Source organism: Paenibacillus caui (assembly GCF_019904135.1).
Classification (GTDB): Bacteria; Bacillota; Bacilli; order Paenibacillales; family Paenibacillaceae; genus Fontibacillus; species Fontibacillus caui.
The window spans coordinates 19,862-44,713 of record NZ_JAIOGQ010000019.1 but is presented as its reverse complement, the minus strand read 5'-3'; the positions used below and the strand labels follow the sequence as shown (position 1 = coordinate 44,713).

At 46.8% G+C, this 24,852-nt stretch carries 25 protein-coding genes and 3 pseudogenes; 19 read left to right on the top strand and 9 right to left on the bottom strand.

The features are described 5' to 3' along the window. The first annotated feature begins 26 nt into the window (after positions 1 to 26). From K7397_RS12695 to K7397_RS12685, 3 genes are all read left to right on the top strand, one after another. The gene (locus K7397_RS12695; protein WP_223068328.1) at positions 27 to 1,040 is read left to right on the top strand and encodes an asparaginase; all 1,014 of its coding nucleotides are present in this window, start codon (positions 27 to 29) and stop codon (positions 1,038 to 1,040) included. A gap of 199 nt (positions 1,041 to 1,239) precedes the next feature. Next, positions 1,240 to 2,166 carry an S-layer homology domain-containing protein gene (locus K7397_RS12690; RefSeq protein ID WP_223068327.1) on the top strand — a complete coding sequence of 309 codons (927 nt, stop codon included), beginning with the start codon at positions 1,240 to 1,242 and terminating at the stop codon, positions 2,164 to 2,166. Between the two features lie 57 nt (positions 2,167 to 2,223). After that, a complete protein-coding gene (locus tag K7397_RS12685; RefSeq protein ID WP_223068326.1) occupies positions 2,224 to 2,682 on the top strand; it encodes a DinB family protein in 459 nt (152 codons plus the stop codon). A 9-nt stretch (positions 2,683 to 2,691) separates the two neighbouring features. On the opposite strand, the gene K7397_RS12680 is transcribed toward K7397_RS12685, so the two are convergent. Together K7397_RS12680 and K7397_RS12675 are read right to left on the bottom strand one after the other, a co-directional pair. After that, on the bottom strand, positions 2,692 to 3,951 hold the full coding sequence (locus K7397_RS12680) for an MFS transporter (RefSeq protein WP_223068325.1): 1,260 nt from the start codon (positions 3,949 to 3,951) through the stop codon (positions 2,692 to 2,694). Positions 3,952 to 3,978: 27 nt separating this feature from the next. Further along, complete coding sequence (locus K7397_RS12675; protein WP_223068324.1) at positions 3,979 to 4,797, bottom strand: MerR family transcriptional regulator; 819 nt, start codon at positions 4,795 to 4,797, stop codon at positions 3,979 to 3,981. A gap of 264 nt (positions 4,798 to 5,061) precedes the next feature. On the opposite strand from K7397_RS12675, the gene K7397_RS12670 reads away from it, so the two are divergent. The 9 genes from K7397_RS12670 (at position 5,062) to K7397_RS22035 (ending at position 11,494) form a co-directional block, all read left to right on the top strand. Continuing rightward, the gene (locus K7397_RS12670; RefSeq protein WP_223068323.1) at positions 5,062 to 5,979 is read left to right on the top strand and encodes a ketopantoate reductase family protein; all 918 of its coding nucleotides are present in this window, start codon (positions 5,062 to 5,064) and stop codon (positions 5,977 to 5,979) included. Between the two features lie 30 nt (positions 5,980 to 6,009). Further along, positions 6,010 to 6,519: a GNAT family N-acetyltransferase gene (locus K7397_RS12665; protein WP_223068372.1), complete on the top strand. Its 510-nt coding sequence runs from the start codon at positions 6,010 to 6,012 to the stop codon at positions 6,517 to 6,519. Between the two features lie 24 nt (positions 6,520 to 6,543). Continuing rightward, positions 6,544 to 7,104 carry a GNAT family N-acetyltransferase gene (locus tag K7397_RS12660; RefSeq protein ID WP_223068322.1) on the top strand — a complete coding sequence of 187 codons (561 nt, stop codon included), beginning with the start codon at positions 6,544 to 6,546 and terminating at the stop codon, positions 7,102 to 7,104. Positions 7,105 to 7,121: 17 nt separating this feature from the next. Further along, a complete protein-coding gene (locus K7397_RS12655; protein WP_223068321.1) occupies positions 7,122 to 7,607 on the top strand; it encodes a tetratricopeptide repeat protein in 486 nt (161 codons plus the stop codon). 516 nt (positions 7,608 to 8,123) lie between these two features. Then, positions 8,124 to 8,309: a hypothetical protein gene (locus K7397_RS12650; RefSeq protein ID WP_223068320.1), complete on the top strand. Its 186-nt coding sequence runs from the start codon at positions 8,124 to 8,126 to the stop codon at positions 8,307 to 8,309. A 42-nt stretch (positions 8,310 to 8,351) separates the two neighbouring features. Further along, positions 8,352 to 9,281 carry a hypothetical protein gene (locus K7397_RS12645; protein ID WP_223068319.1) on the top strand — a complete coding sequence of 310 codons (930 nt, stop codon included), beginning with the start codon at positions 8,352 to 8,354 and terminating at the stop codon, positions 9,279 to 9,281. Between the two features lie 805 nt (positions 9,282 to 10,086). Continuing rightward, positions 10,087 to 10,251 carry a hypothetical protein gene (locus K7397_RS12640; protein ID WP_223068318.1) on the top strand — a complete coding sequence of 55 codons (165 nt, stop codon included), beginning with the start codon at positions 10,087 to 10,089 and terminating at the stop codon, positions 10,249 to 10,251. After that, positions 10,244 to 10,543, top strand: a complete 300-nt coding sequence (locus K7397_RS21535; protein WP_237690886.1) for a reverse transcriptase family protein — start codon at positions 10,244 to 10,246, stop codon at positions 10,541 to 10,543. Before K7397_RS12640 ends, K7397_RS21535 begins: the two co-directional genes overlap by 8 nt. Positions 10,544 to 10,588: 45 nt before the next feature. Continuing rightward, positions 10,589 to 11,494 (top strand): reverse transcriptase domain-containing protein, encoded by a 906-nt coding sequence (locus K7397_RS22035; RefSeq protein WP_337926723.1) that lies wholly within the window; start codon positions 10,589 to 10,591, stop codon positions 11,492 to 11,494. Positions 11,495 to 12,059: 565 nt separating this feature from the next. On the opposite strand, the gene K7397_RS12630 is transcribed toward K7397_RS22035, so the two are convergent. The 6 genes and pseudogenes from K7397_RS12630 to K7397_RS12610 form a co-directional block, all read right to left on the bottom strand. After that, a complete protein-coding gene (locus K7397_RS12630) occupies positions 12,060 to 12,209 on the bottom strand; it encodes a hypothetical protein (protein WP_223068317.1) in 150 nt (49 codons plus the stop codon). Between the two features lie 257 nt (positions 12,210 to 12,466). After that, positions 12,467 to 12,874 carry a His/Gly/Thr/Pro-type tRNA ligase C-terminal domain-containing protein gene (locus tag K7397_RS12625; protein WP_237690893.1) on the bottom strand — a complete coding sequence of 136 codons (408 nt, stop codon included), beginning with the start codon at positions 12,872 to 12,874 and terminating at the stop codon, positions 12,467 to 12,469. A gap of 3 nt (positions 12,875 to 12,877) precedes the next feature. Further along, positions 12,878 to 13,072: pseudogene (locus K7397_RS21520) on the bottom strand (ATP phosphoribosyltransferase regulatory subunit); the annotation flags it as partial. 498 nt (positions 13,073 to 13,570) lie between these two features. Further along, positions 13,571 to 14,047 (bottom strand): hypothetical protein, encoded by a 477-nt coding sequence (locus tag K7397_RS12620; RefSeq protein ID WP_223068315.1) that lies wholly within the window; start codon positions 14,045 to 14,047, stop codon positions 13,571 to 13,573. Positions 14,048 to 14,177: 130 nt separating this feature from the next. Then, positions 14,178 to 14,939 (bottom strand): hypothetical protein, encoded by a 762-nt coding sequence (locus tag K7397_RS12615; protein WP_223068314.1) that lies wholly within the window; start codon positions 14,937 to 14,939, stop codon positions 14,178 to 14,180. Then, positions 14,890 to 15,576 (bottom strand): hypothetical protein, encoded by a 687-nt coding sequence (locus K7397_RS12610; RefSeq protein WP_223068313.1) that lies wholly within the window; start codon positions 15,574 to 15,576, stop codon positions 14,890 to 14,892. The genes K7397_RS12615 and K7397_RS12610 overlap by 50 nt, the downstream gene beginning before the upstream one ends. Before the next feature lie 458 nt (positions 15,577 to 16,034). Between K7397_RS12610 and K7397_RS12605 the strand changes: the two are divergent. The 3 genes and pseudogenes from K7397_RS12605 to K7397_RS21510 all read left to right on the top strand — a co-directional run. Next, positions 16,035 to 16,502: pseudogene (locus K7397_RS12605) on the top strand (Tn3 family transposase); the annotation flags it as partial. Beyond that, positions 16,499 to 16,750: a hypothetical protein gene (locus tag K7397_RS21515; protein ID WP_237690885.1), complete on the top strand. Its 252-nt coding sequence runs from the start codon at positions 16,499 to 16,501 to the stop codon at positions 16,748 to 16,750. The pseudogene K7397_RS12605 and the gene K7397_RS21515, both read left to right, overlap by 4 nt. 43 nt (positions 16,751 to 16,793) lie before the next feature. Further along, positions 16,794 to 17,072 (top strand): annotated as a pseudogene (locus tag K7397_RS21510) (tyrosine-type recombinase/integrase); the annotation flags it as partial. Between the two features lie 134 nt (positions 17,073 to 17,206). Here K7397_RS21510 and K7397_RS12595 read toward each other — a convergent pair. Next, the gene (locus K7397_RS12595; RefSeq protein ID WP_337926719.1) at positions 17,207 to 17,785 is read right to left on the bottom strand and encodes an ATP phosphoribosyltransferase regulatory subunit; all 579 of its coding nucleotides are present in this window, start codon (positions 17,783 to 17,785) and stop codon (positions 17,207 to 17,209) included. 376 nt (positions 17,786 to 18,161) lie between these two features. On the opposite strand from K7397_RS12595, the gene glsA reads away from it, so the two are divergent. The 4 genes from glsA to K7397_RS12575 all read left to right on the top strand — a co-directional run bounded on the left by glsA (position 18,162) and on the right by K7397_RS12575 (position 24,800). Beyond that, positions 18,162 to 19,097: a glutaminase A gene (gene glsA, locus K7397_RS12590; RefSeq protein WP_223068312.1), complete on the top strand. Its 936-nt coding sequence runs from the start codon at positions 18,162 to 18,164 to the stop codon at positions 19,095 to 19,097. A 93-nt stretch (positions 19,098 to 19,190) separates the two neighbouring features. Continuing rightward, positions 19,191 to 19,916: a response regulator transcription factor gene (locus tag K7397_RS12585; RefSeq protein WP_223068311.1), complete on the top strand. Its 726-nt coding sequence runs from the start codon at positions 19,191 to 19,193 to the stop codon at positions 19,914 to 19,916. Next, positions 19,906 to 21,222 (top strand): HAMP domain-containing sensor histidine kinase, encoded by a 1,317-nt coding sequence (locus K7397_RS12580; RefSeq protein WP_223068310.1) that lies wholly within the window; start codon positions 19,906 to 19,908, stop codon positions 21,220 to 21,222. The genes K7397_RS12585 and K7397_RS12580 overlap by 11 nt, the downstream gene beginning before the upstream one ends. A 458-nt stretch (positions 21,223 to 21,680) precedes the next feature. Further along, on the top strand, positions 21,681 to 24,800 hold the full coding sequence (locus K7397_RS12575) for an MMPL family transporter (protein WP_223068309.1): 3,120 nt from the start codon (positions 21,681 to 21,683) through the stop codon (positions 24,798 to 24,800). Positions 24,801 to 24,852: the final 52 nt, after the last annotated feature.

The following is a 24,852-nucleotide window of genomic DNA, read 5'->3' as shown; positions in this document are numbered from 1 at the left end:
AAGTCGGCAAAGGGGAAAATAAAATCATGTCCAAGGCGATTCAAGTATTTCGCGGTGATTATCTGGAAAGTACGCATGATATTCATGTGGCGGTGGTCGATTCAGGAGGCAAGCTGCTGTATTCGTACGGGGATCCGTACCGGCCAACATTTCCGCGTTCATCCATGAAGCCGTTCCAGGCGGTGCCCATTCTCGAAACCGGAACCGCGGAAAGCTTCGGCTACAGCATGGCGGACATAGCGCTCAGCTGCGCCTCCCACAGCGGGGAGCCTTTCCACCGGTCAGCTGTGCTTCATATTTTGTCACGGGCCCATCTTGGAGAATCGGCCCTGCAATGCGGAACGCACGTCCCCAGAGACAAGGAAAGCTACAAGCAGCTGATCCGGGAAGGCAAAGAGCTGACCCCTGTATTCAGCAACTGTTCCGGCAAGCATTCGGGCATGCTGGCGACAGCTGTTCACATGGGAGAGGACACTTCCACCTACCGGGAAGTGGCGCATCCCGTTCAGCAGCGAATCCTGCAGGTGATTTCGGACGTATGCGATATCCCGTTAGCGGATATTGAATTAAGCGTAGACGGTTGCGGAGTGCCGGTGCACCGGCTTCCGCTATACAATACCGCGCTTGGGTTTGCGCGATTGGCCCGGCCTGCTGGATATAGCGGCCCCGCTGAAAGAGCGAAAGCGCTGGACATGATCTGCAAAGCGATGATGCAGCATCCCGAAATGGTCGCGGGTACGCGCCGTCTGGACACGGATTTGATGCGCGCCTTTGGGGGCAATCTCGTATCGAAGGCAGGCGCTGAAGGCGTGCAGTGCCTGGGCGTCGTTGACCGGGGCATCGGCATCGCCATCAAAACGGAAGACGGAACCGCCAGAGCCGCCGGCGTTGCCGCGATGGAAGTGCTCAAACAGCTAGGCGTCGGTGACGCTTCCATATACGAAGCGCTAGAGACCTATGCCCACGCCCCGGTGTTCAATGCCCGAAACGATAAAATCGGCGTGATCGAGGCCAATTTCGTTCTGAATCCGGCTAAATAACAAGACAAGACCAGACCAGGGCCCTGATTTTTTGGATCGGGCTCTTTTTTATGCTTTTAACTCCTCTTTCGATTCTACTCTTCAAATCATGGAAAATGAATTGAGGGAAAATAGGCAAACTGCTAGAATAGGTTTGATCATTCTTCCCAAAATATAAGTTCGGCAGCAGGTATTCAAAAAATAGGAATGGGAGGCTCTTATGAAAAATAGTTTCGTTAGAAACTCCTCGGTAGCGGCAGCGGTGCTGCTTTCTTTAGCTCTAGCTGCCCAAATTGCTTCAGCGGCAGCGGTAACTTTCAAAGATGTTTCTGAAGCGCCTTGGGCACAAAAGTACATTGCGAAAATGGCTTTGGTGGGCATAATGATTGGAAACTCCGACGGTTCGTTTAAGCCGCAAAACTACGTTACGCATCAGGAAGCCGTCATGATGGCTATTAGGCTCATGGGCAAAGAGGATGAGGCGTTAACAGCGACTTCTGAAAGCCCGGCGTTAACGGCGGACACTTGGGCCATCCCTTATGTATCCTTGGCAATCAAAGACGGTCTGGTCCATGTTGACGAAGAGACTGCGGCCCAAGGAAAGTTATGGGGCCAGCAAGCCGCAAGCCGCGAATGGGCTACGCGGCTCATCATCCGCGCAATAGGACATGAAGCGGATGCCGAACGTTTGGCGGATGCCGTTACTCTTTTTACCGATGTCGGAGAGGATGGGACCGCATTGCGGGGATATATCAACGCGGCAGTCAGCCTTGGTATTGTTAAAGGCTTCACAGACAATACGTTCAAACCGGGTCAGCTTTTAACTCGCGCCCAAATAGCGTCGATTTTTAGCAATTCTCTTCCTTATGTGGCAGAGGAAGCTTCCGTGTCCTCCAAATGGAATGGTAACGTAACCTTCGGCATCTTAACAGCGATCAAGGGCGGCCAATTGACCGTCAAGCATGGAACCGCTTCTGAAACCCTTACTACTTCGGCGGATACTCAGTATTACGGCCCAAATTCCGCCAAGCCATTGACGATGAGTGCTCTTCAGACCGGCATCACCGTTACGATTATTCATAAGAATGGTGCCGCATATTTGATTGAGTCATTGCAGCCGCCGGCAGAAGGGGAGAACGGTCCGTAGGTTAGAGATTATTATTTTGATTGGGAAGGTAATTTTCTAAAAAAAGGCGGGATTGTTATGAAAAGTCAGTTCGTTCGGATGTTTGAGCACGCCGCTTGGGCCAATCAGCAGATTCTTCAGGCTTTACAGTCTATAAGCAGACAGCCGGAGAAGGTGGTAACTCTGTTTGCTCATGTGCTTTCTGCGGAAAAGGTGTGGTTAACCCGTTTATGCGAACAGGACAGCTCTAAAATGGCTATTTGGCCCGAGTTTAGTCTTGCGGAATGTGAAAAGCTGCTCGCAGAAAATCAGGCCGGCTATGCGGCGTTTTTGGAACAAATCACCGAACAGGACTTGATGAAATCCGTTGCTTACCGGAGCAGCAAGGGCCAGGAGTTTCATAACTCTATCCAGGATATTCTAACCCATGTCTCCCTGCATGGCAGCTATCACCGCGGCCAAATTTCCGCATGCCTTCGCAGCGAAGGTTTTGAACCGGTAAATACTGATTATATCGTCTTTACCTGGCAAACGTAATGATTTTAATCAGCAAGCGGAGCTTTGAGCTGCCGGGCAGCTCTCTGAGCATTGAACAGGCCGTACGGCCCGCCGGTCCAGGCTCATGCTCCATATCGTGAGCAGGAGGCCGATCAGCGTGACCAGTGAAGCTGTCCATGGCACTGCAGGCAAGCCCAGCGGACTATCGATCACCATTCCGCCGACGAATGCGCCGATCGCATTCCCCATATTGAATGCTGAAATGTTAAGCGTCGATGCCAGTTCCTGAGCATCCCCCGCTTTCTGCAGAACCCGCATATTGAGAGGCGCAATAATGCTGTAAGCGGCAACGCCCCAAATAAAGACGGTGACAATTGCGGCAGTTTGCCCGTGACTCGTCCAGGAAAATATCGCCATGGACGCCGCGAGCAGCGCCATGCCGCCAAACAGGGCAGGCAGCAGCCGTCTGTCGGCCAGCCTGCCGCCAAGCAGGTTGCCGATTACGCTGCCCAAGCCGAAAACAAGCAAAATGAGGGAGATGGAACCGCCTGAAAAGCCGGATATGTGCTTCAGAATGGGAGTGATATAGGTAAACGCGGCAAACGTGCCGCCGGCTCCGAACACGGTCATTAGAAGGACCAGCACGAAGGCGGGGCTGCTGACGGTGCGCAGCTGCTTGCTTAAAGATACGCCTTGGGCACGCGGCAAATCAGGAATCCATTTCAGCATGCCGAGCAATGTAGCAAGTGAAAGCAAGGTGACCGCCAGAAACGGCATGCGCCATCCAAGCCACTCGCCAAGGAGGGTGCCAAGCGGAGCGCCAAGGATGACGGCCAGGGTCAGTCCGGTTCCAACCATCGCGATGTTGCTTCCTTCCTTGCCGGGCTGAGCCAAATCCTTGGCCGTGACGACAATAATGCCGTACAGGGTGCCTTGCGCCAAAGAACTGATAATCCTGCCTGCGAACAGCACCGTATACGAAGGTGCAAACGTGCAAAGCAAGCCGCCAATCATAAATAATCCGAGGAAAGAGCCCATCACCATTTTACGGGACAGTCTCCCGGTCATCGCTGACAACACCGGCCCGCCGAATACAACGCCAAGCGCGTAGCCGGTCACAAGCATGCCGGCGGCGGGAATCGTCACCCCGGTTTCGCTCGCTATAGGCAGCAGCAGTCCCATCGGCAGCAGCTCGGCGGTGCCGATGGCAAACACGGCCAACGTTAAGAGCCATAAGGCTATCGTGTTTTTCCGGCTGGATCGTCCGTTTCTGCCGCCTTGCTTTTGATTATTTTGGACCGTTACCATTTGTTCATCATCTCCTTATTTCTTACTTTACGAACCCGCTCTTACAATCGGCATCTGACTTTCGGTCACATACATCGGTTCGCTGTCTTCGTTGGGCGATACATAGATTTCCCTGCTCGGCATTTCCGGGCTGATTTGGTAGCCATTCATTTCGATCCATGAACCAAGATCCATACTAATGGGCGAATCCGAATCCGGGCGGCTCAGATGAGTGACGGCTGCAACGGTCATTTCCGGGAGCACCTTGGTCTTAAACCTTGACGAAGCCGGCAGCTGATGCGAAACCTGACAAGCTACCTCCAGATTGATGTTCAATTCGCATTCCAGACAGCTGTGCCAAACCACCATATGGGAAACAGGCTGCGGCAGGCCGTTCCATGTTAAATATTCATCCATCTCTCTGAACAAGTCGGGGATAGCGGCTCTGCTTGTGGCCTCTTCAACCGATACAACCCTTAACGGGCCGATCCTTTTGACCAGAACCTCATGGCGGGGCATCCCGTCACCTCCGCGCTCGATTTGTTTCAGCCTCGCCTCGATCCGCCATAAACGCTCCATTTCCGCCTGAATCAACGACTGAACCTCTGCCTGCTTAAGCCGGAACATGCCGCGAATTTCGGCGGGGGACACGTTATCGTTTAGAAGCTGCTTGATTTGTTCAAGCGTAAATCCAAGATCCTTGAACGCGAGGATCCGGTGCAGATGAAGCAGCTGCTCGCTTGAGTAATAACGGTAGCCGCTTTGCTGATCCGTATAGGCTGGTTTGAGCAGGTCCAGCTGGTCGTAATACCGGATCGTTTTGGCCGGAACCTGGCTTAGCTTGGAAAATTCGCTGATTTTGAACATAAGATTCTTTCCCTCCCCTAATCCGGAAGAATTATTCTGTGTAATTACTATAAACTTTCCACATGAGGGGAAAGTCAAGCAAATTTAACAGCAATTTAACAGCAAATTGTGATCAGTAATCGAAAAGACAGCAGCGCCGTCCTGAGCCTGAGGATATTAAAGGCTTGGGGTTCTGTTCATTTTTTCCATATTAAAATATACTTATAGGAGTATCTTATCTCAGGCTTCGCACGATAGGGGTCATAAAGAAAGGGGCTTCAAACCATGAACAACGTGAAACGCATTTCCATTTTGGGACTTGGAGCAATCGGCTGTGCTTATGCCAGCAAGCTTTACGATATGGATCCGGATGCTGTACAAGTGATTGCAGGAGGGGAGAGGGCCGAGCGGTACAAGAAAGAAGGTTTCTTCATCAACGGGAAGCGGTATGATTTCAAGTATGTAAACCCGGAAGACGAGGCAGAACCGGCGGATTTAATCATCGTTGCGGTCAAGGCGAATCAACTGTCCCAGGCCATTCAGGATATGAGAAACCATGTCGGCGAGGGAACGATCATTTTATCTTTGCTTAACGGTATCACTAGTGAGGAGATCATCGGGGGACAGTACGGTTTGGAGAAAATGCTCTATTCGATGTGCATCGGCATTGATGCCAACCGGGAAGGCAACCGGGTTCGCTTTACCAGCTACGGAAATATCACCTTTGGGGAAAAGCTGAACCAGGATTATTCGCCTCGGGTGCTGGCGGTCAAAGACGTATTCGACCGGGCCGGCATTTCCTATATGATTCCGGATAATATGGAACGGACCTTGTGGTGGAAATTTATGATCAACGTCGGGATTAATCAAAGCTCTGCTGTGCTCAGGGGGAGATACGGCGTCTTTCAGACCGACGAGCACGCCAGAAAGCTGATGGATTCCGCGATGCGGGAAGTGATCCGAATTTCCGGGAAGGCAGGCGTCAACCTGAAGGAGGACGATCTCGAACAATGGTACAAAGTGCTTGAAACGATGAATCCGGCGAGCCGAACTTCCATGCTTGAGGACATTGAAAGCGGGCGGACAACGGAGGTTGACATATTTGCCGGTACCGTTTGCGAGCTTGGAGAGAAATATGGCATCGAAACGCCCGTGAACCGGGCATTATTCCATATCATTAAAGCAATGGAGAATCTTTTATAATCAAAGGCGGGTGTTGGCTTGAGACAGATCATGGAAACAGAGCGGCTTTATTTAAGGGAATATGAACCGGAGGATTTTACCGCATTGCATGACATTTTCTCAGATCCTGAAACGATGCGTTTTTATCCATCCGCTTTTACTCCTGACCAAACGAGGAAGTGGATTGCCCGTAATCAGGAAAGGTACATGGCGGACGGCTTTGGACTATGGGCCGTTTGCTTAAAAGAAACCGGTCAACTGATCGGGGATTCCGGCCTGATCCGGCAAAATATCAACGGCAAGGTGGAAGTCGAAATTGGATATCACCTGGATAAACGTGAGTGGGGCAAAGGATATGCCACTGAAGCAGCCGCAGGATGCAAGCGGTATGCATTTGATTTTTTAAAGCTGAACAAGGTCGTTTCGATCATTGACCCCGGCAACAGGAGTTCCATCAAGGTAGCGGAAAGAACGGGGCTGAAGCTGGAAAGGCAGGAGCGGATCTTTAATAAAATGCATTCTATCTATGCCTTGGAAAATAGCGCCGAATCCGTATCATGATGGATTGAATGAGGAGATGGAAGCATGGGTCATTTTGAACCTATAGGGTTTGCCGACAAACAAGGATGCAGCATAACATTACGAGCTGCGGCTCCGGACGACGCCGGGAAAGTATTAAATTACGTGTTCCAGATTCTAAGCATGGATCCGTTTATGCTGACAACGCCAGTCGAATTCAAAATGACGGAAGAAGACGAAAGAGAATGGATCGGGGACACGTTGAAGAAGGAAAATGATCTGATCCTGCTGGCCGAGGATGAGCATGGAGAAGTTGCAGGGTTAATAAATCTTCACGGAGGCCATAAACGCCGAATGGCGCATACCGGAAGTTTTGGGATAAGCGTGCGACGAGATCTCAGGGGACGCGGCATCGGAAAGGGCATGATTCAAGCTCTATTAGAGTGGGCAAACCGGAATCGCCAATTTGAAAAAATAACCTTGGAGGTATTCTCGACCAACCATGCTGCAATCGCGCTGTACCGTCACATGGGGTTTGAACAGGAAAGCCTCCAGAAACGGCAGATCAAACTGGAGGACGGGGAATATGTAGATTTAATAGGAATGGGTTTATTTCTAAAAAAATGATTCAATCGGAGGAGAACATGCAGTCAACTTTACAAGAGGCCATTGAGTTAAGAAATGCGGGCAGAGCGGAAGAAGCCAAAGCCATGCTGCTGGAATTATTGGAAGAGGATAAGGACAATCCCATGCTTCTGTATCAGCTGGCATGGACTCATGATTCACTTGGATTGGAAAGGGAGGCCGTGCCCTTTTACGAACAATCGCTTGCAAACGGGCTGCCGGAAGAGCAGAGACCGGGTGCGCTGCTTGGCTTGGGAAGTACCTGCAGAACATTGGGCGAATATGAAAAGTCAAAAGAAATTTTCGAAATCGCGCTTCGGGATTACCCGGCCATGAGACAGTTCCGCGTTTTTTATGCCATGGTCCTATATAACCTTGGAGAGCATGCTGACGCCATGAATCTATTATTGACGGATTTGGTCGACACGACAAGCGATCCGGGAATCTTGAAATATCAAAGAGCCATCAGGTTTTACGCAGACAAATTGGACCAGGTCTGGAAGTGAGCGCATTCATGAATCAATTGCAATCCGTTCGGTTAAAATTGCAGGGTACGCGGCGGCCTTTGTTTCTGTAATTCTTTGGATCATCTTGCTGTGGGCAAATCCTTATTTTGTCCAAAAGTGTGATGATGCTGACAGTATTTATATGCAGCCTGTCCTACATGTCGTCGGAAAATAAAGTATTACCATACCGCTGACACGGCACCATCTGATGATGAAATAAAGTTATTTCATGATAGACTGGCAACGGTGTTATTCTAACGGGCAGTTTAACGAAGTTGGATGGTCCTTAAAAGAAACGTTTTATAGATGGATGTGGTAATATATAGTAAAATATGAAGGAACCAGATGGATAAGGTTTTCGAAATTACTGAAAAGTCATGAGAAGTTAAATGAAGTAAATAAGAATTTGTGGGAACTATATAGACGGCACTAACTTTTCCACAAAAAAGATTCCGAGGCAGTCATGTCTAATTACTTCTCTAAAGGATTCGAATCGATTTAGAGGAGTGAAAGACCATGCCGAAAAAGATCGTTTTTGAAAATAGCGCAGAGCGTTTAGAAGTAGTAAAAGCAGCGATGCGTGAGACAACAGATAAGCGGTTATATGAAAGATATTTGTGCATTCACTTGTTGCTCATGGGCGAAAGCCAGTCCAATATTGCAAAGTTGCTAGATCGTGGTGCAGATACTGATAATATATGAGTCCAATATATGGATATCTTTTTAAAAAATAGGAGGGTTGACATGAAAAAGACATTATCATTAGTTCTCGCTTTTTTCCTACTCCTTGGTCAGACTGTATTTGCTCAGCAGGAAAACCCGCAAAACCAGAAACCAGAATACGATATTGTTAAGGCAAAGAAGGAACTTGCTGAAAAATACGCTGATAAGAAGAAAAGTTATCTTAGTGAAGAAGAGATGAATAAACGAACTAGAGAAGTTGAAAAAGTTTTAAATGAATTGGCGGCAGACATAGCAGCTGGAAAAAAAACCAAGGAAGATGCAAAAAACATACTTGAGAAGATGGAAGTTTATATTTTAGAGGAACCAGAGCAAAATGATATAAGTATCCTCTCTACGGGCACAGATTTAACCTTGAACCCAGTAATGATGACTTTTGATTCAAACACCTCTAGATGGACTCTGACAGGTGGTGGATACTGGAAAAACGACAATTGGTTCTATGATAAAACAGGCGTTTGGTGGGGGTACGTTGGCGAAACAAAGAACATGGGCGGCGTTGATTCAATCGGAATAACTTTATTCAATACAGGCGGATCTTACAAAACTTCTGTAGTCAGTTCTTTGGGTTCCGTTACTGACCATAATGGATGGACAGTATATATGTATAACCCTAGCCATGGGGATGGTAAATATGGTGTTGCTTTTGATTATCAGGACAAAATTAAATTGACTAAGGTAGATAGTTTTGGTCCTTATGATTCGAGTGATTTTACGTACTTTGGATCAGGATTTGCTGCTTCAGTATCATATGATTCAAATTTTGTTTACTACAATGGATATGCGAGAACAATGTACGCTCACACATGGGATACAACTACAATTAACAACATAGGGTTCTCCGGTAGTGGCGGCCAATATGGCGTTACTGTCAACTTTTCTACCTCATCAAACAAGTTTCTCATCTTTAATAATTACGATACTACTTTCTAAAGTGGGGTGCTTACCCTGATATGATATATTCAAATATTTTAATTCCTATACTACTTCTTATCAATTTCATCATTTGTTGGGCACTTTTTAAAAGTTTTAAGAGGATTGAAAAATTACACTTTATTCTCTTAGGAGTGCAGTTAACCATCCTTGGATTCTTCCTACTAGTGCTGTGGAAATTAATTGAAGATGGCACTGGAATACTTTTATATTTTTCTCTTTTCTTCAGTATATTAGGAAGTGTCTTATCTATTGCATCTACTTTCAAAAAAAGCTAGTCTTTATGACCTGTTTCAATGCAGTACAAAGCATTTCCAGTCATTAATTTTCTGGCCATGCAGTCTAATACTATCTTTTCTTTTTGACTAAGCCGACCCCCTTTAATGGTCGGCTTTTCTGCGTGCGCCACGCATGGCGATTAACTAGGCGGTGAAAGTCCGCTGTGGGGGCAGGTAGTGGCCAACCACTAGCCAAGAGCAAGGGTGTCCATCGTGAGGTGGAATCTGAAGGAAGCTGGAGGCAAACTTCCGGCCCGAGGAACACGAACATCATCAGGCACAAGGAATGGGATGAGCTTGCGCAACAAAGCAAAGTCCAATACACTACACAGACATTCCAGTGTAAATGGTGCGGGTAGATGGAAGGAAAGTGAATCGTCTTACCGTGGGAGGTCTCATGGGCGTGAGGAGATAGATTTCGAATCACGGTTGAAACAAGATTTATCATGAGAAGTCAGCAGAGGCCATACTACCTCAAGCAGTCGACGGCTAGAGGGAAGGGCTGAACCTTAGGAGGTGTAGGTCAAATGAAAGTTACCAAAACAGGAGTCAAGGGCAGCCAACTTCCATGGGAAGGCTCTACGCAGAAAGTACGTGCGGAACACGAAGGATATGCGGGAGCGCACATTCCTGCGAGGATACCCGAAACGGACAACACCAACGCAGGCCGAGTCGAGGAATGGCTTGCTTGAGAAAATCGTGAGCAGAGACAACATGAACGAAGCGTTCAAACGGGTCAAAGCAAACAAAGGATCTCACGGAATCGACGGGATGGGAGTAGATGAACTTTTACCATATCTCAAAGAGAACGGAGAAACCATCAAGCAATCCATTCTGGACGGAACCTACCGCCCGAATCCCGTTCGAAGGGTAGAGATACCCAAAGAGAACGGAAAGAAGAGAAACCTGGGAATTCCAACGGTGGTGGATCGAGTCATCCAGCAAGCCATATCCCAAGTCCTGACACCGATCTATGAGAAGTAATTTTCGGAGAACAGTTTCCGGCCGAAGAGAAGTACACACGACGCCATTCGGAAAAGCCAGATAAACATTGAAGAAGGGTATAAATATGTGGTCGACATGGACCTGGAGAAATACTTCGACACCGTGAATCAAAGCAAACTGGTAGAAGTACTATCCCGAACCATAAAAGACGGACGGGTCATCTCGCTCATCCATAAGTACCTGAAGGCTGGAGTAGTCGTGAAGCACCGCTTTGAGGAAACGGAAATCGGCGTGCCGCAGGGTGGGAACTTAAGTCCAATTCTCAGCAACATCATGTTGAACGAATTGGACAAGGAACTGGAGAGCCGCGGGCACCGATTCGTCCGATATGCGGACGATCTGCTGATCTTCTGCAAAAGCAAACGGAGCGCCGAGCGGACGCTGGAGAACATACTTCCCTTTATTGAGAAGAAACTGTTTCTCAAAGTGAACCGGGAAAAGACGGTGGTGGACAAAGCGACGAGAGTGAAGTTTCTTGGGTTCTCATTCTACAGAAGCAAAGGAGAAGCACGGGTCAGAATTCACCCGAAGTCCATCGCGAAGATGAAAGCCAAAATAAAAGAACTTACATCGAGAAGCAATGGAATGGGAAATGCTGAGCGAGCAGAGAAGCTTAGACGCTATATCATGGGATGGATTAACTACTTCAAGATAGCGGATATGAAGAGTCTGCTTCAATCTACGGATGAATGGATGAGAAGGCGGATTCGCATGGTCTTCTGGAAACAATGGAAACGAGTGAGGACGAAATTCGAGAAACTGCAATCGCTCGGAATCCAAAAGCAGAAGGCATGGGAGTACGCAAACACAAGAAAGAGCTACTGGAGAATCTCCAATTGCCCTGTTCTCTCCAAATCCCTCGGTAACAACACCCTCAAAGGACTAGGATTTCTCTTCTTTTCAGATTACTATCGACAAGTCACTGCGTGAACTAAGGAACCGCCGTATACCGAACGGTACGTACGGTGGTGTGGGAGATCGGCTACTCAATTAATGGGTAGCCTCCTACCCGATTCTGTGTCAATCTGGTTTATACTGGTTTTTAACCTACAATAAACAAAAAAAGAGTAGGAATCGTTCTTATGAAGAAAAAAATTAAAATCATCTCAGTTGTCTATTTTTACAAAATCGGACTTTTCTGTTACCGGTCAAAACATGAAAAGGATACAATGTAGACACGTGAACTTTCATGATCAGGCCTATTTTCACTTTTAGATCATGCAATGATGTCGTGTAAGAACCGATACTGACTAAAATTGATGACGACGGTATTCATTTTCGTGAACCTCAACTTGGATCAGTTACGTTTCTTAAGTCACTTTTAACTAACCCAAATATTAAAACATCCTTAAATTAGGAATCCAAAGGCGTATTGTGTTGGCGATTTGTCATCCAATAGGCCATCAGGTTTTACGCAGACAAATTGGACCAGGTCTGGGAGTGAGTATGTGAAATTAGAATACTTTCGCACGATATCGGTACATCGCATGATGTATCAATATTTGCCTAAATTGTTGACCTGCACATCCTTGAGCAGATCAAAAGGAACGTCATCAAGCTGTCCGATCCGGATGCCGTGTTTGAAATACGGCTGAGCGATTATTTTACTGTTATGGACATGAGCAAGGACCAGCTGTCGCAGCAAGTAAAAGAAACCTTTTCGGAGCTGCAGAAGGCTCCGGGATTAACCAAGCAAGCCTGAGAAAAATGGTTGAAGCCAAAATGGACGAAAGAGGATCACATGATGCACAGACTCACTAGTTTGTTGCGGAAAAGAAAACGGCTCTTTTCGCCCGCGGCAGCCGCCGGACGGAAAAAAGCTAAAGAGGAAGCCCGCGCGGGCTTCCTAGTGCTGCTGTGTTCGTCCTCGTATAGCTTATTCTCCGGTCAATTTCCGTATTTCTATTTCCAATCCTCGGACCATTCTTTATAAGTATTTCCTTTTACTTCCTCTGGAATGGTTGCACTAAGCCCAAGATTGGGAACATGATCAGAAAGGATGCTAATGGCTTCCTGGATGGTCAGCACTAATTCTGTCTTCTGAATCATATCTTTCAAACGTATTTTTCCGATCCTTTCCTCATTTTCACCGATCAGAATCACATATCGAATTCCTTTAGATGAAGCTGCTGCCAGCGATTTTTTTAATTTCCTTCTACTTGTGTCTATGCTTGTACGAATACCGCTAGCTCTTAGCATTGCTGCAGTTCTAAGTACTTCTGAAACCGATTCCCCAATCGGGATAACAACAACGGAAGCGCCAGGTATTTGAACCGGGCGATTCTTAAGCATTTCCATGATGGGTTCCATTCCAAAAGAAATTCCTACGGTGGGATATTGAATATCATCTCTGCCGACTAGTCGTCCAATTATGGAATCATACCGGCCTCCGCCGCCCAAGCTTGAAGTGAACGAGTTAGAAGCATCCAAGATCTCATAAACCGTTCCTGTGTAAAACGATAATCCTCGTGAAAGAAAGGGGTCTAAGGCCGTAATGGAAATCAACATCGGACAACTTGATATTGATAAGCTCGCTTACCCGAACACCGATATATAGCAGCGTCTTGACGATCATCATGTCTTGAAAGTTCTTCGTTTGCCAAACCGCATCGTAGTAGCGTTTAAGAAGTCTATTTCTCATTGTATTAATATAAAAGCAAGAGAAAAATCAAGTATCTGGGCAGCAGCAAAATATAAATGCAGCAAACAGATTCTATCACCCAGCTTGGCGTTAACAAAAGTACGAACAACCCCGATCTTAACGGAGCCCCTGGTAACAATATCGATATCCTAATTTAAGCGTTCAAACAAAAATCTCCCGGACTTGTTGTGTCTAGGGATTTGTTTTTTACCAGGTGACCAATCAAATTTCTGAAACTTTAGATATGAAAGATGAGCAAAACTTCTTTGTTTGAGTGTAAATCTCGTCAATGCCGCTATCATTGGCTCGAGTACGAATGATATTCTAAAGTCGAACTATTTTACCTGCTTTGACTACCCATCAATCTACATATGCTTTAGCATAAAATCTAACCGCGACCTTGATACGAAATACAAATAAGATGAATCGGTTGTTTGTATATAAGCCGCTCCATTCCATTTTTCATCTATAGGAAAAAGGATAGATGTGAATTTTATTTTGTCGATTTTACCATCACCGTTATTAATCTGTATGGAAATTGGTTTATTATAGATATACTCAACTGCAGATTTTTTCATCTCATTGACTTCTTCTTCTGATAATGGAGGATTTCCTCCTGACATCATACCTCCTTTTTCAAACACAATTAAACGGAGGATCTGATCGAAAGATTGCGGCTGCTCTACTTTTGTAACCTGACTTTGTTCTTCGTTATAGTAAAGATTAATCTTATCCGGAGTCCACTTCTCATGTTCACCAATTGGTTTCATGTACCATCCAAATACAAATCCTAAAGTAACTGCGATGAGCAACATAATGGGGATTGATTTATTGATTTTCATATCGTTAATTCACCTCTCTCCCACTTTGTTTAACGAACCGGTCACGATAAATGTTTCAAGGCTAAAGCCGGGGAAAACTTCCCCGGCCCCTTTTTAGTATATTCGACTATTAGATCAAAAGCACAAATTATTATTCGGATGCTGTATAAGAAAGAGTGAAATCCTTGGAAATTGGAGTGGTTGAGTAATCCTCATAGTTGAAAACATCAAATTTCAATTGTAGATTGCCGGTTGTGCTTTTTGAAGATCCATTCCCCTCATAATTAAGTACGACATGATAAGTAAAGTAATGGCCGTTTTCTGTTTGCCCGCCATGATCGGTACATTCCTCTAACTTGTATTTACTAGCGAGCTTTTCACCTGCAGCGGAGACAGGGGAACCTGATAAGTCCACACCTTGACTGCCAAGTGTTACTTCTCCTCCTCCAGAAACTGCGGTGTTAATATACCCCAACACATCATTAATAGTGCTTCCATACGGAACGGCGCTTAAAGTTTTCTTTATAAGGTCAGCAGCTATCTTATCGCCGGTTTTTTTCAAGCCACCAAATGTTGAAGTATCGTAAACTCTTCCTTGTTGAAAAGTCCGAATCATCGTTGAATAATCGCCCGAACCAAAAGCAATTTTTAGGTTTTTATATTCAAAAACATTGTTGCCGTAATAGGTGTAGTTGCCGACTTGCGTATGCTCTGCGACCTTAAATTGAGCAATCCAAGTCGAGTCTTGTGATGTTACATTTACGTGTTTGTAGCTAAGATATGGCAACGACCAACATTGTGTATAATCGGATCCCACGTAAAACGATGTGTAATAGGTTGTGGGGTTAGTCCATGTAGAAAAGCTACCTAATGCCATCGGTGTTGCCGGAAACCTCAGCAATCGACGTTTCACTTGTAGGAATCTCCGTAACTGATTCAGGCTTTGCTAATCCTTTAAACCAGAACATTTCCTTTTTGTTATCTTCAACTTGAGCAAAAGAACTCGCATCCAGTTTGCTCAATGCTTCAGGTACATCCGTTTCGAAAATAAGGATATTACTATCGCTGTCGAGCAAATACAGCTTTAAATGCGGCTTTGCATTCAGGTTGTGATTAACCAAAAGGTTATCATCTTTGGTATCGTTGAAGATTTCGAACAGCAATACTTTAAAATTGCCGGTTTGATCCGCTAAATCTCCTACGATACTGTTCATATCATTTTGAACTTTATAACTCGCATGCAGGGGGCCGGACAATGAAATGGCTGTTTCACCAACATTTGCATCAAACGAAACATTTCCATCCGTTAACGTTAAATCTCCGATCTGCAAATCAGTATTTTGTAAAGACTTTTGGCTTCTAAGCGATTTTCTTTTCTCTTTTTTACCGACTAACGTTTGATTAAAACCATCAACGGTCAGTGAAACCCCCTTGTCCTCAATAATCGTGTTTGTAATTTCCGGTGTGCTTTCAGCTGCAAAAACGCTTGTTTGAAACAGTGATCCAGCAAGAGCGACGACAGCTAGTACGGATAGATTCAGTTTTTTCAAAGTTAGCCCCTTCACCTTTCTCAAGTTTTTTGGATAACACTTTGTCAACTATGTTCTACCTGTGTTTACTAAAATTTACCAATCATCTTAATGCTGGTTTCATTTTTTCCTCATTATCCCTCATCAATTACCCACCTTTAAATTCCCATATTTATATAAGATATGGTAGTTCAGTTACAATGTATCATGGCTTTATTGAATTACTCAATCCAACTTTATTACCAAATAAATCCCAACAAAATATTTATTTTTTGAATTTTGTGCAAAATAAATGACGATAAGTGTCGGAAATTGCCGTAGCACACTAATTTCAGAAAGAACGTTGTTCTGTATCTTTGCCAAGCACATCATGAAGCTCTCCATGAGGGGGGCTAATAGGCTAAGCAGAATTTGATTATCATTTATCCGTCCTTGATACCCGATCCCTTTTGACTTGTTCTTTGGCCTCAAAAGGGGACATTGCCGAAACAGAAGCAATCTTGAAACGATTTACCCGTAATAGTTTAAAACATCCGACCTATCAAGCTTTGGGGGAACTCGGCAAAGCAGTCAAAACGATATTCCTGTGCGTTACCTGCACTCGGAGGAGCTACGTCGCGTGATCAATGAAGGCTTGAATGTCGCGGAAAATTGGAATTCGACCAATAGTTTTATTTTTTACGGCAAAGGTGGAGAAATCGCAACCAACCGGCTAGAGGATCAAGAGTTGGCCGTATTGTCTCTTCACCTTCTGCAAAACTGCCTGGCGTACATCAATACCATTATGCTTCAAAGCATCCTATCCGACCGTAAATAGGGTCGATATGATGACTCCAGAAGATTTGCGGGCGCTTACCCCGCTGATTTACACACACATAAATCCTTACGGCACATTTAGGCTGAACATGAGTGAACGCCTTCCGTTGGAAGAAGGTGTTATCGCGTGAGTGAAAGGCGCATATCCCCTAAACGCAAAGCGAAAGAGTTGGCCAAGTATCTCCGGGGGGAACGGCCAGATTATGCCTATCTCAAAAGCTTGTTTCAGCATCTTCGAGCAGAGTTGGAGGTAGAGGTGCCCAAAACAGCGAAGAAGCTCCCCTATGTACCTACAGAAGAGGAGCTTAAGCGCTATTACGATGTGGTTTGGCAAGCGAAGAACTTTCAAGACATGATGATCGTCAAGACGCTGCTATAGACCGGCGTTCGGGTAAGCGAGCTTATCAATATCAAGCTGTCCGATGTTGATTTCCATTAATGTCAAATCAGGATTAATAAGGGAAAAAGGGAATAAGGATCGCATTGTCCCTTACCCTCAATCGTTCAAGGAAATGCTGGCCATGCACGCCGATTCAATGAAAAAGAAGCAGGAAGTTTACCTGTTCGAATCATCGTGGAAGAAAAAATATACGGATCGGGGAATACGAAAAATTCTGGCCAAATATTCGGAGGAAGCCGGTCTTGTACAAAACTTGTCGCCTCAAAAGCTACGACATTTCCTGTTGACATGGCTTAAAAAGCAGGGCACCGATGACGCACTCATACAGCCTTATTCGAGACACGAAAGTCGTTGGGAGACTATTCAAAACTGGCAATCACTGATTCCCAGCAAGAGTACAACGACGTCATTAATAAATTCCCCATTTAATTACATCTACTTTGCGGGTGGTGTCAGCTTCGCTGGTACTACCCCGACAGAAAGCTTTTCATCGGACGGTACCCCAATGGATTCAAGAATTTCCCCCAAAAAACGTCGATTATTCCAACTAAGAATTATGGGAATATCGAGCTTCTTGAAGACTTCAACAGCTAGTTGCATTAGCTCGGCTTCAGCCTCCGGGCCCTCTATTCCAACAATATCAACATCACACTGTAGAAATTCACGCAGACGTCCTCGTTTAACGGGACCATCCCGAAAAACTTTCCCTATTTCATATCTCTTGAAAGGAAATTCAATGCCGGGATTTAACGCGATCACCTTAGCAAAAGGAATTGTGAGGTCGTATCGAAGTCCAAGGTTTCGCTTACCTTGATCGGTTAACTGATACATTTCTTTCAATATTTCATCTCCGCCCGCATACTTCGATGTCAAAAGATCGAGTTCGTTCAATATGGTGGAATCCATTCCATCAAAATCATACAACTCAAATACTTCTTGAAGCGTAGATTGAACTTTCTTTCTAAGCGACTGCTCCTTTCCAAAGAAATCGTAGGTACCTTTTACATTTTGCACATGAATCATTCCTTTCTTTTTGGTAAAACAAAAAAACGCGCCGGACCTCTTGGTCCTGCGCGTTCAGGTATGCCGCAGGGAGGCCAACGCGAGAAGCGTTAGCCCACCCTGAATATTAACAGGTGTGCTAACGCTGTTTGTGATGATGAAGTTGACTCAGCATGATTCTCTTCATGGGTATCAATTCCTCTTCAACACTGGGTTACAACGATTATAACGGGTCGCTTCAGGTTACACAAGACTTATTCCAGGCAATGCGAATTAACATAGCATTTGAAAAAAGGAAACCGGCTATTTCCTAGCAATCAAGTTGTGAGATAATAAAATTATAGAGATTAGAAATACTAGACTCGCACTGGATGGAGGGAATAAAGAGATGAATGAAATGGACAAACTCGAATCCATTCTGCCCGAATGGTTGGAAACAAGCAGGCTTCAAAGCGCCGATGGAACGGTAGCCACCTATATTCCCGAGTTATCCAAAGCGCCGCAGGATTTGCTGGGGATTCAAATCATGGACAAAAGCGGGAGGGCCGTTTCGGCGGGCGATACGGATTTTTCTTTTACATTGCAGAGCATTTCCAAGGTGTTCACCTTAATTCTGGCCTTAATGGATCACGGCGAAGATGCAGTGTTCTCCAAAGTCGGAAAAGAGCCGACGGGCGACAATTTTAACTCCATGATGAAGCTGGAGCTCATTCAGCCGGCCATTCCGTTTAATCCGCTGATTAACGCAGGGGCTATCGTCGTTTCTTCCCTGATCAAAGGGGACACAGCCGAGCATAAATCGGCTCGTATTTTGGAATTTTTCCGCGAGCTGGCTGCAAATCCTGAACTTGATTACGATCTGGGCGTTTATCATTCGGAGAGCGAAACGGGACATCTGAACCGCTCAATGGCCTATTTCTTGTTGGATAAAGGGATTCTGCAGGGGAAGGTGGAAGAGGTGCTGGACGTTTATTTCCGCCACTGTTCCGTAAAGGTGAACTGCGCCGATCTCGCCCGGATGGCTCTGGTCATGGCTAACAATGGTACAGATCCGCTGACGGGCAAGTCGCTGATTCCAAAGCGCTATGTGCAAATTGCCAAATCCTTTATGATTACGTGCGGCATGTACAACGGTTCGGGAGAGTTCGCCATCGGTGCGGGCATGCCGGCGAAGAGCGGCGTCTCGGGCGGGATTTTGACCTTTGTACCCGGGCGGTTTGGCATCGGCGTGGTGGGCCCGGCCCTGAATCCGAAAGGAAACAGTATTGCGGGCGTTGATCTGATCGAGCGGCTTTCGCGTGAATTCGAATGGAGCCTGTTTTGATCGTGAAATCCCTATTTTTCATATTTCGTTTAGGATTATTTCATAACCGTGTGGTAATCTGATGTCATCAGATTCCAGGCAGGTGAGGAGATAATGACGAGAACCATATTGGTGGTCGATGATGACCGGGATATCGTGAGACTGATCTCGGACAGTCTGCAATACGAGCAATTTTCCGTTATTCCGGCATACTCGGGACAAGACGCGCTTAACACGGTGGAACGCGAGGACATTGACTTTATGATCCTGGACATTATGATGCCCGGACTAGACGGGCTTGAGGTGTGCCGGAAAGTTCGGCGGAAATTCAATGTGCCGATCCTGATTCTGAGCGCAAGGGACCGGGATATCGATAAAGTGATCGGGCTTGAAATCGGGGCGGACGATTATATGACCAAGCCGTTCAGTCTGGAGGAGCTGACTTCAAGAGTCAAAGCCCACTTTCGCAAGCTGGAGCGAATGCACAGCGAATGGAGAAGCAAGGAAGCGGAGGCTTTATCAAGCCTGCCAGGCCGTTTTTCAGTTGGTCTTTTGCAGCTTCAGGAGACGACCTATGAAGCTTTTCTCGAAGGCAGCAACCTGGATTTGTCGGTAAAAGAATTTCAAATTCTATCCTATTTGGTCAGGCATCCCAACCAGGTATTAAGCCGTGAGCAGATTTACGAAAGCGTTTGGGGCGACGAGTTCGGGGATATCAACACCGTAACGGTTCATATCAAAAATATTCGCAAAAAAATGGGCAAAACATATGATTTTATCCGAACCGTATGGGGGATCGGCTACAAATTTTCTCCAGAGGGCTGCGAGAATGAAGCTTAGAGTAAAGCTGCCCCTCCTCTTTTCCTTTATCGTGCTCGGGCTTGCGCTCATTATCGCCCTGTATGTCAGGGCGTCAGTCATTGAAAGCATTACAAGCCATATTCGTCAGGACTTTGCGAATAAGAATGCGGAAATAGCCAGGCGTGCAGGAGAACTATATCCGGATATGGACGCTGTATCCCGTTATTTGGAGAAAATATCGGAAGAAGAGAACATCACGGTTACGCTCTACCGCAAGGATTTTACGCCTGCGGGCAGCTTCAATGCTGCTGCAAATGATAAAAGCGCCGTGGAGGCCTGGGATGAGGTCAAGGACGGTCAGGGGAATACGGTGCTGCTGCTCAAATTTAACCGGTCGATGAATAACAGAAACGTTGTGCTCCGAATGGCGCTTACGAGAACCTTCACTTTGCTGTTCGTCGCGCTGGCCTTGATTTTTGTTGTGTTAACCTTATATTTCAACCATTTCATTACCAAACCGATACAGCGGTTGAACCGCAGGCTAGGCAAAATAAAAGGGACTCCCCTTCCCAGCAAGCTGACCGTTTCGCGCAGAGACGAGATCGGCGAGCTCTACCGGCATGTGAACCGGATGGAAGAGCGGCTTATACAGGCCAACAAGGAACAAATCGACATGGTTGCCGCCATCGCCCATGACATCAAAACGCCGCTGACCTCGATCAACGGTTTTCTGGAATTGCTGCTGACGAAGGACTCTGTGACCGAACAAGACAAGAAGGATTATTTGCAGCTCATTTCAAGGAAGGCCAAGCATCTGTCGGAGCTGATGGCGGAGTTTTCGAGATATACGAAAGACGAGGTGCTGCTGCCGTCGCTCGACTTTGGGACCGTACATGTCAGGGAGCTGTTTGAGAGTGTGGCTGTGGAATATGAGGCGGAGCTCGCCGGGTTTGATTTCACTTTGATCCGGCACAACGGCTTCAAGGCGGACGACCATATTCTTGCGAACGAGCCGATGCTGCGCCGGGTGTTTGCCAACCTGATCAGCAATGCCGTCAGGTATGCTTCGGCACCTGATCTGGTCGTTGAAATGAGGGGGATTTCCAAGGAGGGCCAGGCTATTTTTACAATTGAAGATAACGGGGTTGGGGTTCCGGAAGAGGCCATTCCGAGGCTGTTTCAAAGATTTTTTACGGTGGATCAGTCCAGACAGAGCCGGGAAGGCGGAACCGGACTGGGACTTTCCAGCTGTCAGTCTATAGTAAACCGGCACGGCGGCGAAATTTATGCTTCCAGGTCACCGCTTGGCGGACTAAAGATAACGTTTACCATTCCGCTGGCATGAAGGGGAAACTGCATAGGTTTGTTAAGAGCTCGTTCTTAGGGACGGGCTTTTGTCTTGCAGAAGTTCTTTTGTTTGAGACCAAGAGACAGAAAATAAATTCGAAGGAGAAAAGGCGTACTTTCCTGACGTCAAGCGCATCTACGACTATGAAAATAAGAACAATAAAATGGATTGTTATGATTAATAATTCAAAGCGTCAATGCTCGATTGAGTCTTATGCGAAACTTTCCCGTCACTGTAATTTTTGCAGATGAATCCCATGTGAAGTACGTTTAAGTACGTACTGGAGATGGAGAGTGGGGTCAGCTTGATCCCTCCGAACCTGTATCAAAAGAAGGTTACTCCTATAAACATTATGAATACGGAACTCTAACATCTTTATCATGTTTTATTTTTGATTCATTATTATTTTATTTCTTCCTGCTAGGATGGGAGCAACAAGAAGCAGGAGGAGAAGCATGAAACACATCTTAAAAAACAAATGGTTCAACATGGCACTTTGGATCGTGCTGGCAGGCTGTTCCATCATCTCTATGCCGAATATGGACAATCTGCTCAGGGAGAAGGGCCAGGTTTCCATTCCCGAACAGTTCCCATCCTATCGGGCGGATGAACTGCTAAAGGAGTTTAATCACTCCAAGGAAGAAAAAGATATGGCGGTTCTCATCGTTTTCCATGAGGATACCGCGCTTGGCAGCCAGCAAATGAAAGAAATCGAGCGGGGAATTCAGAAGCTGGAAGCCGGGAAAGACAAGCTCGGAATCACCAATATTCTGGCCCATACCAAGAGTGAGGAGGTCAGAAAGCAGCTGGTTTCCAAGGACGGGACGACCGTGCTGACTTCCGTATCCGTCCACCGGGGAGACCGCACCCGGCAGCAGGTCAGCGATGAATTGTCGACCGTACTGAAAGATATTCCGGTTGCCCACTCGCTTACAGGCCCTGAGCTCATTACCGAAGACTTTATCAAAACGACGCAATCCGGCGTGAAAAAGACCGAGGGAGTAGCGGTCGTCTTCATCATCATCGTCCTGGTCGCGATTTTTCGTTCGGCTGTTGCGCCTGTCGCCTCCCTATTGACCGTTGGGCTGACCTACATCGTTTCACTCGGCGTGGTCACGCAGTTGGTCGACAAACTTGATTTTCCATTCTCGAATTTTACGCAGATCTTTCTTGTGCTGATCTTGTTCGGCATTGGCACGGATTATATTATTTTGCTGTTTACCAGGTTCAAGGAAGAGCTGGGCAAACAGGAGACGAAGCGGGATGCGATTCTTCACACCTACAAGACAGCGGGAAAAACGGTGCTGTACAGCGGTATCGCCGTCTTTATCGGTTTCAGCGCATTGGGGCTGGCCCAGTTCAAGCTGTTTAAATCCGCTTCCGCTGTCGGCATTGGCGTCGCCGTGCTGATGCTTGCCTTGTTCACTGTCATTCCGGCATTAATGATGCTGCTGGGAGGAAAACTGTTCTGGCCATCTAAGAAAATAGCCGGCCATGGCGAGAATAAACTGACTTCTTCCATCACACGTTTTGCCGTCCGCCGGCCGATCATAGGCCTGATTATAGCGCTGTTGCTGACGATACCGGCTCTCGTTCTCTACAAAGAGCAGTTAACCTATAATTCCGTGAAGGAAATCAGCGATTCCTACTCTACCGTAAAAGGGATCAATCTGGTGTATGAGCACTTTCCTCCAGGTCAGGCTTTGCCGGCAGCGTTGGTACTGAAGGATGATCAATCCCTGGACTCCCAGAATGCCCTGAAGTTTATAGATCAGGTAACCGAGATGATCGGCAAAACGAGTGGCGTAGAGAAGGTGTACAGCGCTACCCGCCCAAACGGAGAGAAAATTCCCGAGCTGTATACGGATGACCAGAATGCAAGCCTGAAAGAGGGGATCGGGAAAGCGAACGACGGGATCCAAACGATTCAGAATGGACTCAGCGAAGCAGAGGATAAACTGGGCGAGGTCCCGGAAAAGTCATTTTCGGAAGTGGATAGGCTCATTACGGCAACAATGGATATTCAGGGAGGACTTGATCAGGCGGTTCAAGCCTTAAATCAAATCGACAAAGGCATGCAGCAGGGCGTACAGGGAGCGGAGGATTTGCATAGCGGTCTGGTCAGCCTGAATCAGAACCTTTCCAAGCTGACGTCGGCAACGGATAATCTTTCTGAAGGGTTGTCCGGTATTCACGCCGGCTATGATCAAATCGCGGAGCAGTATCAAACGATCGAAACCTCCTTGCAAGGGTTGGTCCAGGTTTCGAACAAGATGAACGGATACATTTCGGCCTTGGAACAATCTATTTCCGGAATCGGGCAAAATTCTGATTTTGCCGCCTTGAAGCAGTCAAGTCTTGCTCTCTCTGAGCAACTGAACAAACTGTCAGCCGGAATGAGCCAGCTGAACGGAACATTTGAGGGGGCAAATCAGAAGCTTGCCGAGCTTGATCAAGGGATGAAGCAGATTCAGGCAGGCCAGCAGCAATTAATCGCGGGAGCAGGACAGCTGGAGTCAGGCGCCCTGAAGCTGGAGGACGGAATCAGCCGGGCCAGCAGCGGCCAGCAGCAGACGATCGCTCGTCTGCCTGAGATGTCGAACGGTCTGGAGCAGATCAATCAGGGTCAGCAGCAGCTTGATCAAGGGCTTAGCAAGCTTGGTGGGCAAATGACCGAGCTGGAAAAAGGACTGGGCGAAAGCGCAGATGGACTTGAGGAAATATCAGGCGGCCTGGCAAGCGCGCAAAGCTATTTGAACGAGGTAACCGGTACAGGCTCAGCGGACTCCTTCTTCATTCCCGAAGAAGTTCGTACCGGGGAAGAATTCTCCGCAGCGCTGGATCAATATTTGTCGGCGAATCGTCATCTGGCGAAATGGACCATCGTCTTGTCGGTGGATCCATACTCGAACGAGGCAATGGAGATTATAGATTCCATTCATGATCAGTACAAGGAAATGGTGAAGGGCGGCAGTTTTGCCGATTCGCCATACGGCATAACGGGAACTTCCGCACAGAACAACGACCTGAACGAGATGAGTACCGGTGATTTTACGAAGACAGCCGTTATCATGCTTACAGGCATCCTGATTGTCCTGATGGTGATTACCCGCTCCTTCAGGCTTCCAGTTGTCATCATTGCTTCGCTTGTGCTTGCATATTATACGGCGCTGGCCGCCACAAGACTCATATTCGCGACCTTTACCAGTAATCAGGAGCTGACCTGGACCACGCCGTTCTTCTCCTTTATTATGATCGTGGCCTTAGGGGTGGATTACAGTATCTTTCTGATGATGAGATACCGCGAATACGACCATCTAAGACCGGGTCAGGCGATCACCGAAGCTATGAAGCATACCGGCAGCATAATCGTTTCGGCAGTCATCATTCTGTGCGGGACCTTTGCGGCTATGTATCCATCCGGCTTGCTGACGTTGACCCAACTGTCTACAGCGGTAATTACGGCGCTCGTTCTGCTGGTGCTCGTGATGCTGCCCCTGTTTCTACCGGCACTCATTGCGCTGGGCGACAGGAGCAAGCCAGAAGCAGCAGCCGAGCAGGACTTTGACCAATAGCGATTGGGGAGAATCTTTTGCGGAAGTTGGGAGCTCTTTGACGTCTATAGAG

Coding starts and splice junctions, on each gene's coding strand:
- K7397_RS12695 (WP_223068328.1), top strand. CDS start 27: ATGTCCAAGGCGATTCAAGTATTTCGCGGTGATTATCTGGAAAGTACG.
- K7397_RS12690 (WP_223068327.1), top strand. CDS start 1,240: ATGAAAAATAGTTTCGTTAGAAACTCCTCGGTAGCGGCAGCGGTGCTG.
- K7397_RS12685 (WP_223068326.1), top strand. CDS start 2,224: ATGAAAAGTCAGTTCGTTCGGATGTTTGAGCACGCCGCTTGGGCCAAT.
- K7397_RS12680 (WP_223068325.1), bottom strand. CDS start 3,951: ATGGTAACGGTCCAAAATAATCAAAAGCAAGGCGGCAGAAACGGACGA.
- K7397_RS12675 (WP_223068324.1), bottom strand. CDS start 4,797: ATGTTCAAAATCAGCGAATTTTCCAAGCTAAGCCAGGTTCCGGCCAAA.
- K7397_RS12670 (WP_223068323.1), top strand. CDS start 5,062: ATGAACAACGTGAAACGCATTTCCATTTTGGGACTTGGAGCAATCGGC.
- K7397_RS12665 (WP_223068372.1), top strand. CDS start 6,010: ATGGAAACAGAGCGGCTTTATTTAAGGGAATATGAACCGGAGGATTTT.
- K7397_RS12660 (WP_223068322.1), top strand. CDS start 6,544: ATGGGTCATTTTGAACCTATAGGGTTTGCCGACAAACAAGGATGCAGC.
- K7397_RS12655 (WP_223068321.1), top strand. CDS start 7,122: ATGCAGTCAACTTTACAAGAGGCCATTGAGTTAAGAAATGCGGGCAGA.
- K7397_RS12650 (WP_223068320.1), top strand. CDS start 8,124: ATGCCGAAAAAGATCGTTTTTGAAAATAGCGCAGAGCGTTTAGAAGTA.
- K7397_RS12645 (WP_223068319.1), top strand. CDS start 8,352: ATGAAAAAGACATTATCATTAGTTCTCGCTTTTTTCCTACTCCTTGGT.
- K7397_RS12640 (WP_223068318.1), top strand. CDS start 10,087: ATGAAAGTTACCAAAACAGGAGTCAAGGGCAGCCAACTTCCATGGGAA.
- K7397_RS12625 (WP_237690893.1), bottom strand. CDS start 12,874: ATGGAACCCATCATGGAAATGCTTAAGAATCGCCCGGTTCAAATACCT.
- K7397_RS12620 (WP_223068315.1), bottom strand. CDS start 14,047: ATGAAAATCAATAAATCAATCCCCATTATGTTGCTCATCGCAGTTACT.
- glsA (WP_223068312.1), top strand. CDS start 18,162: ATGAATGAAATGGACAAACTCGAATCCATTCTGCCCGAATGGTTGGAA.
- K7397_RS12585 (WP_223068311.1), top strand. CDS start 19,191: ATGACGAGAACCATATTGGTGGTCGATGATGACCGGGATATCGTGAGA.
- K7397_RS12580 (WP_223068310.1), top strand. CDS start 19,906: ATGAAGCTTAGAGTAAAGCTGCCCCTCCTCTTTTCCTTTATCGTGCTC.
- K7397_RS12575 (WP_223068309.1), top strand. CDS start 21,681: ATGAAACACATCTTAAAAAACAAATGGTTCAACATGGCACTTTGGATC.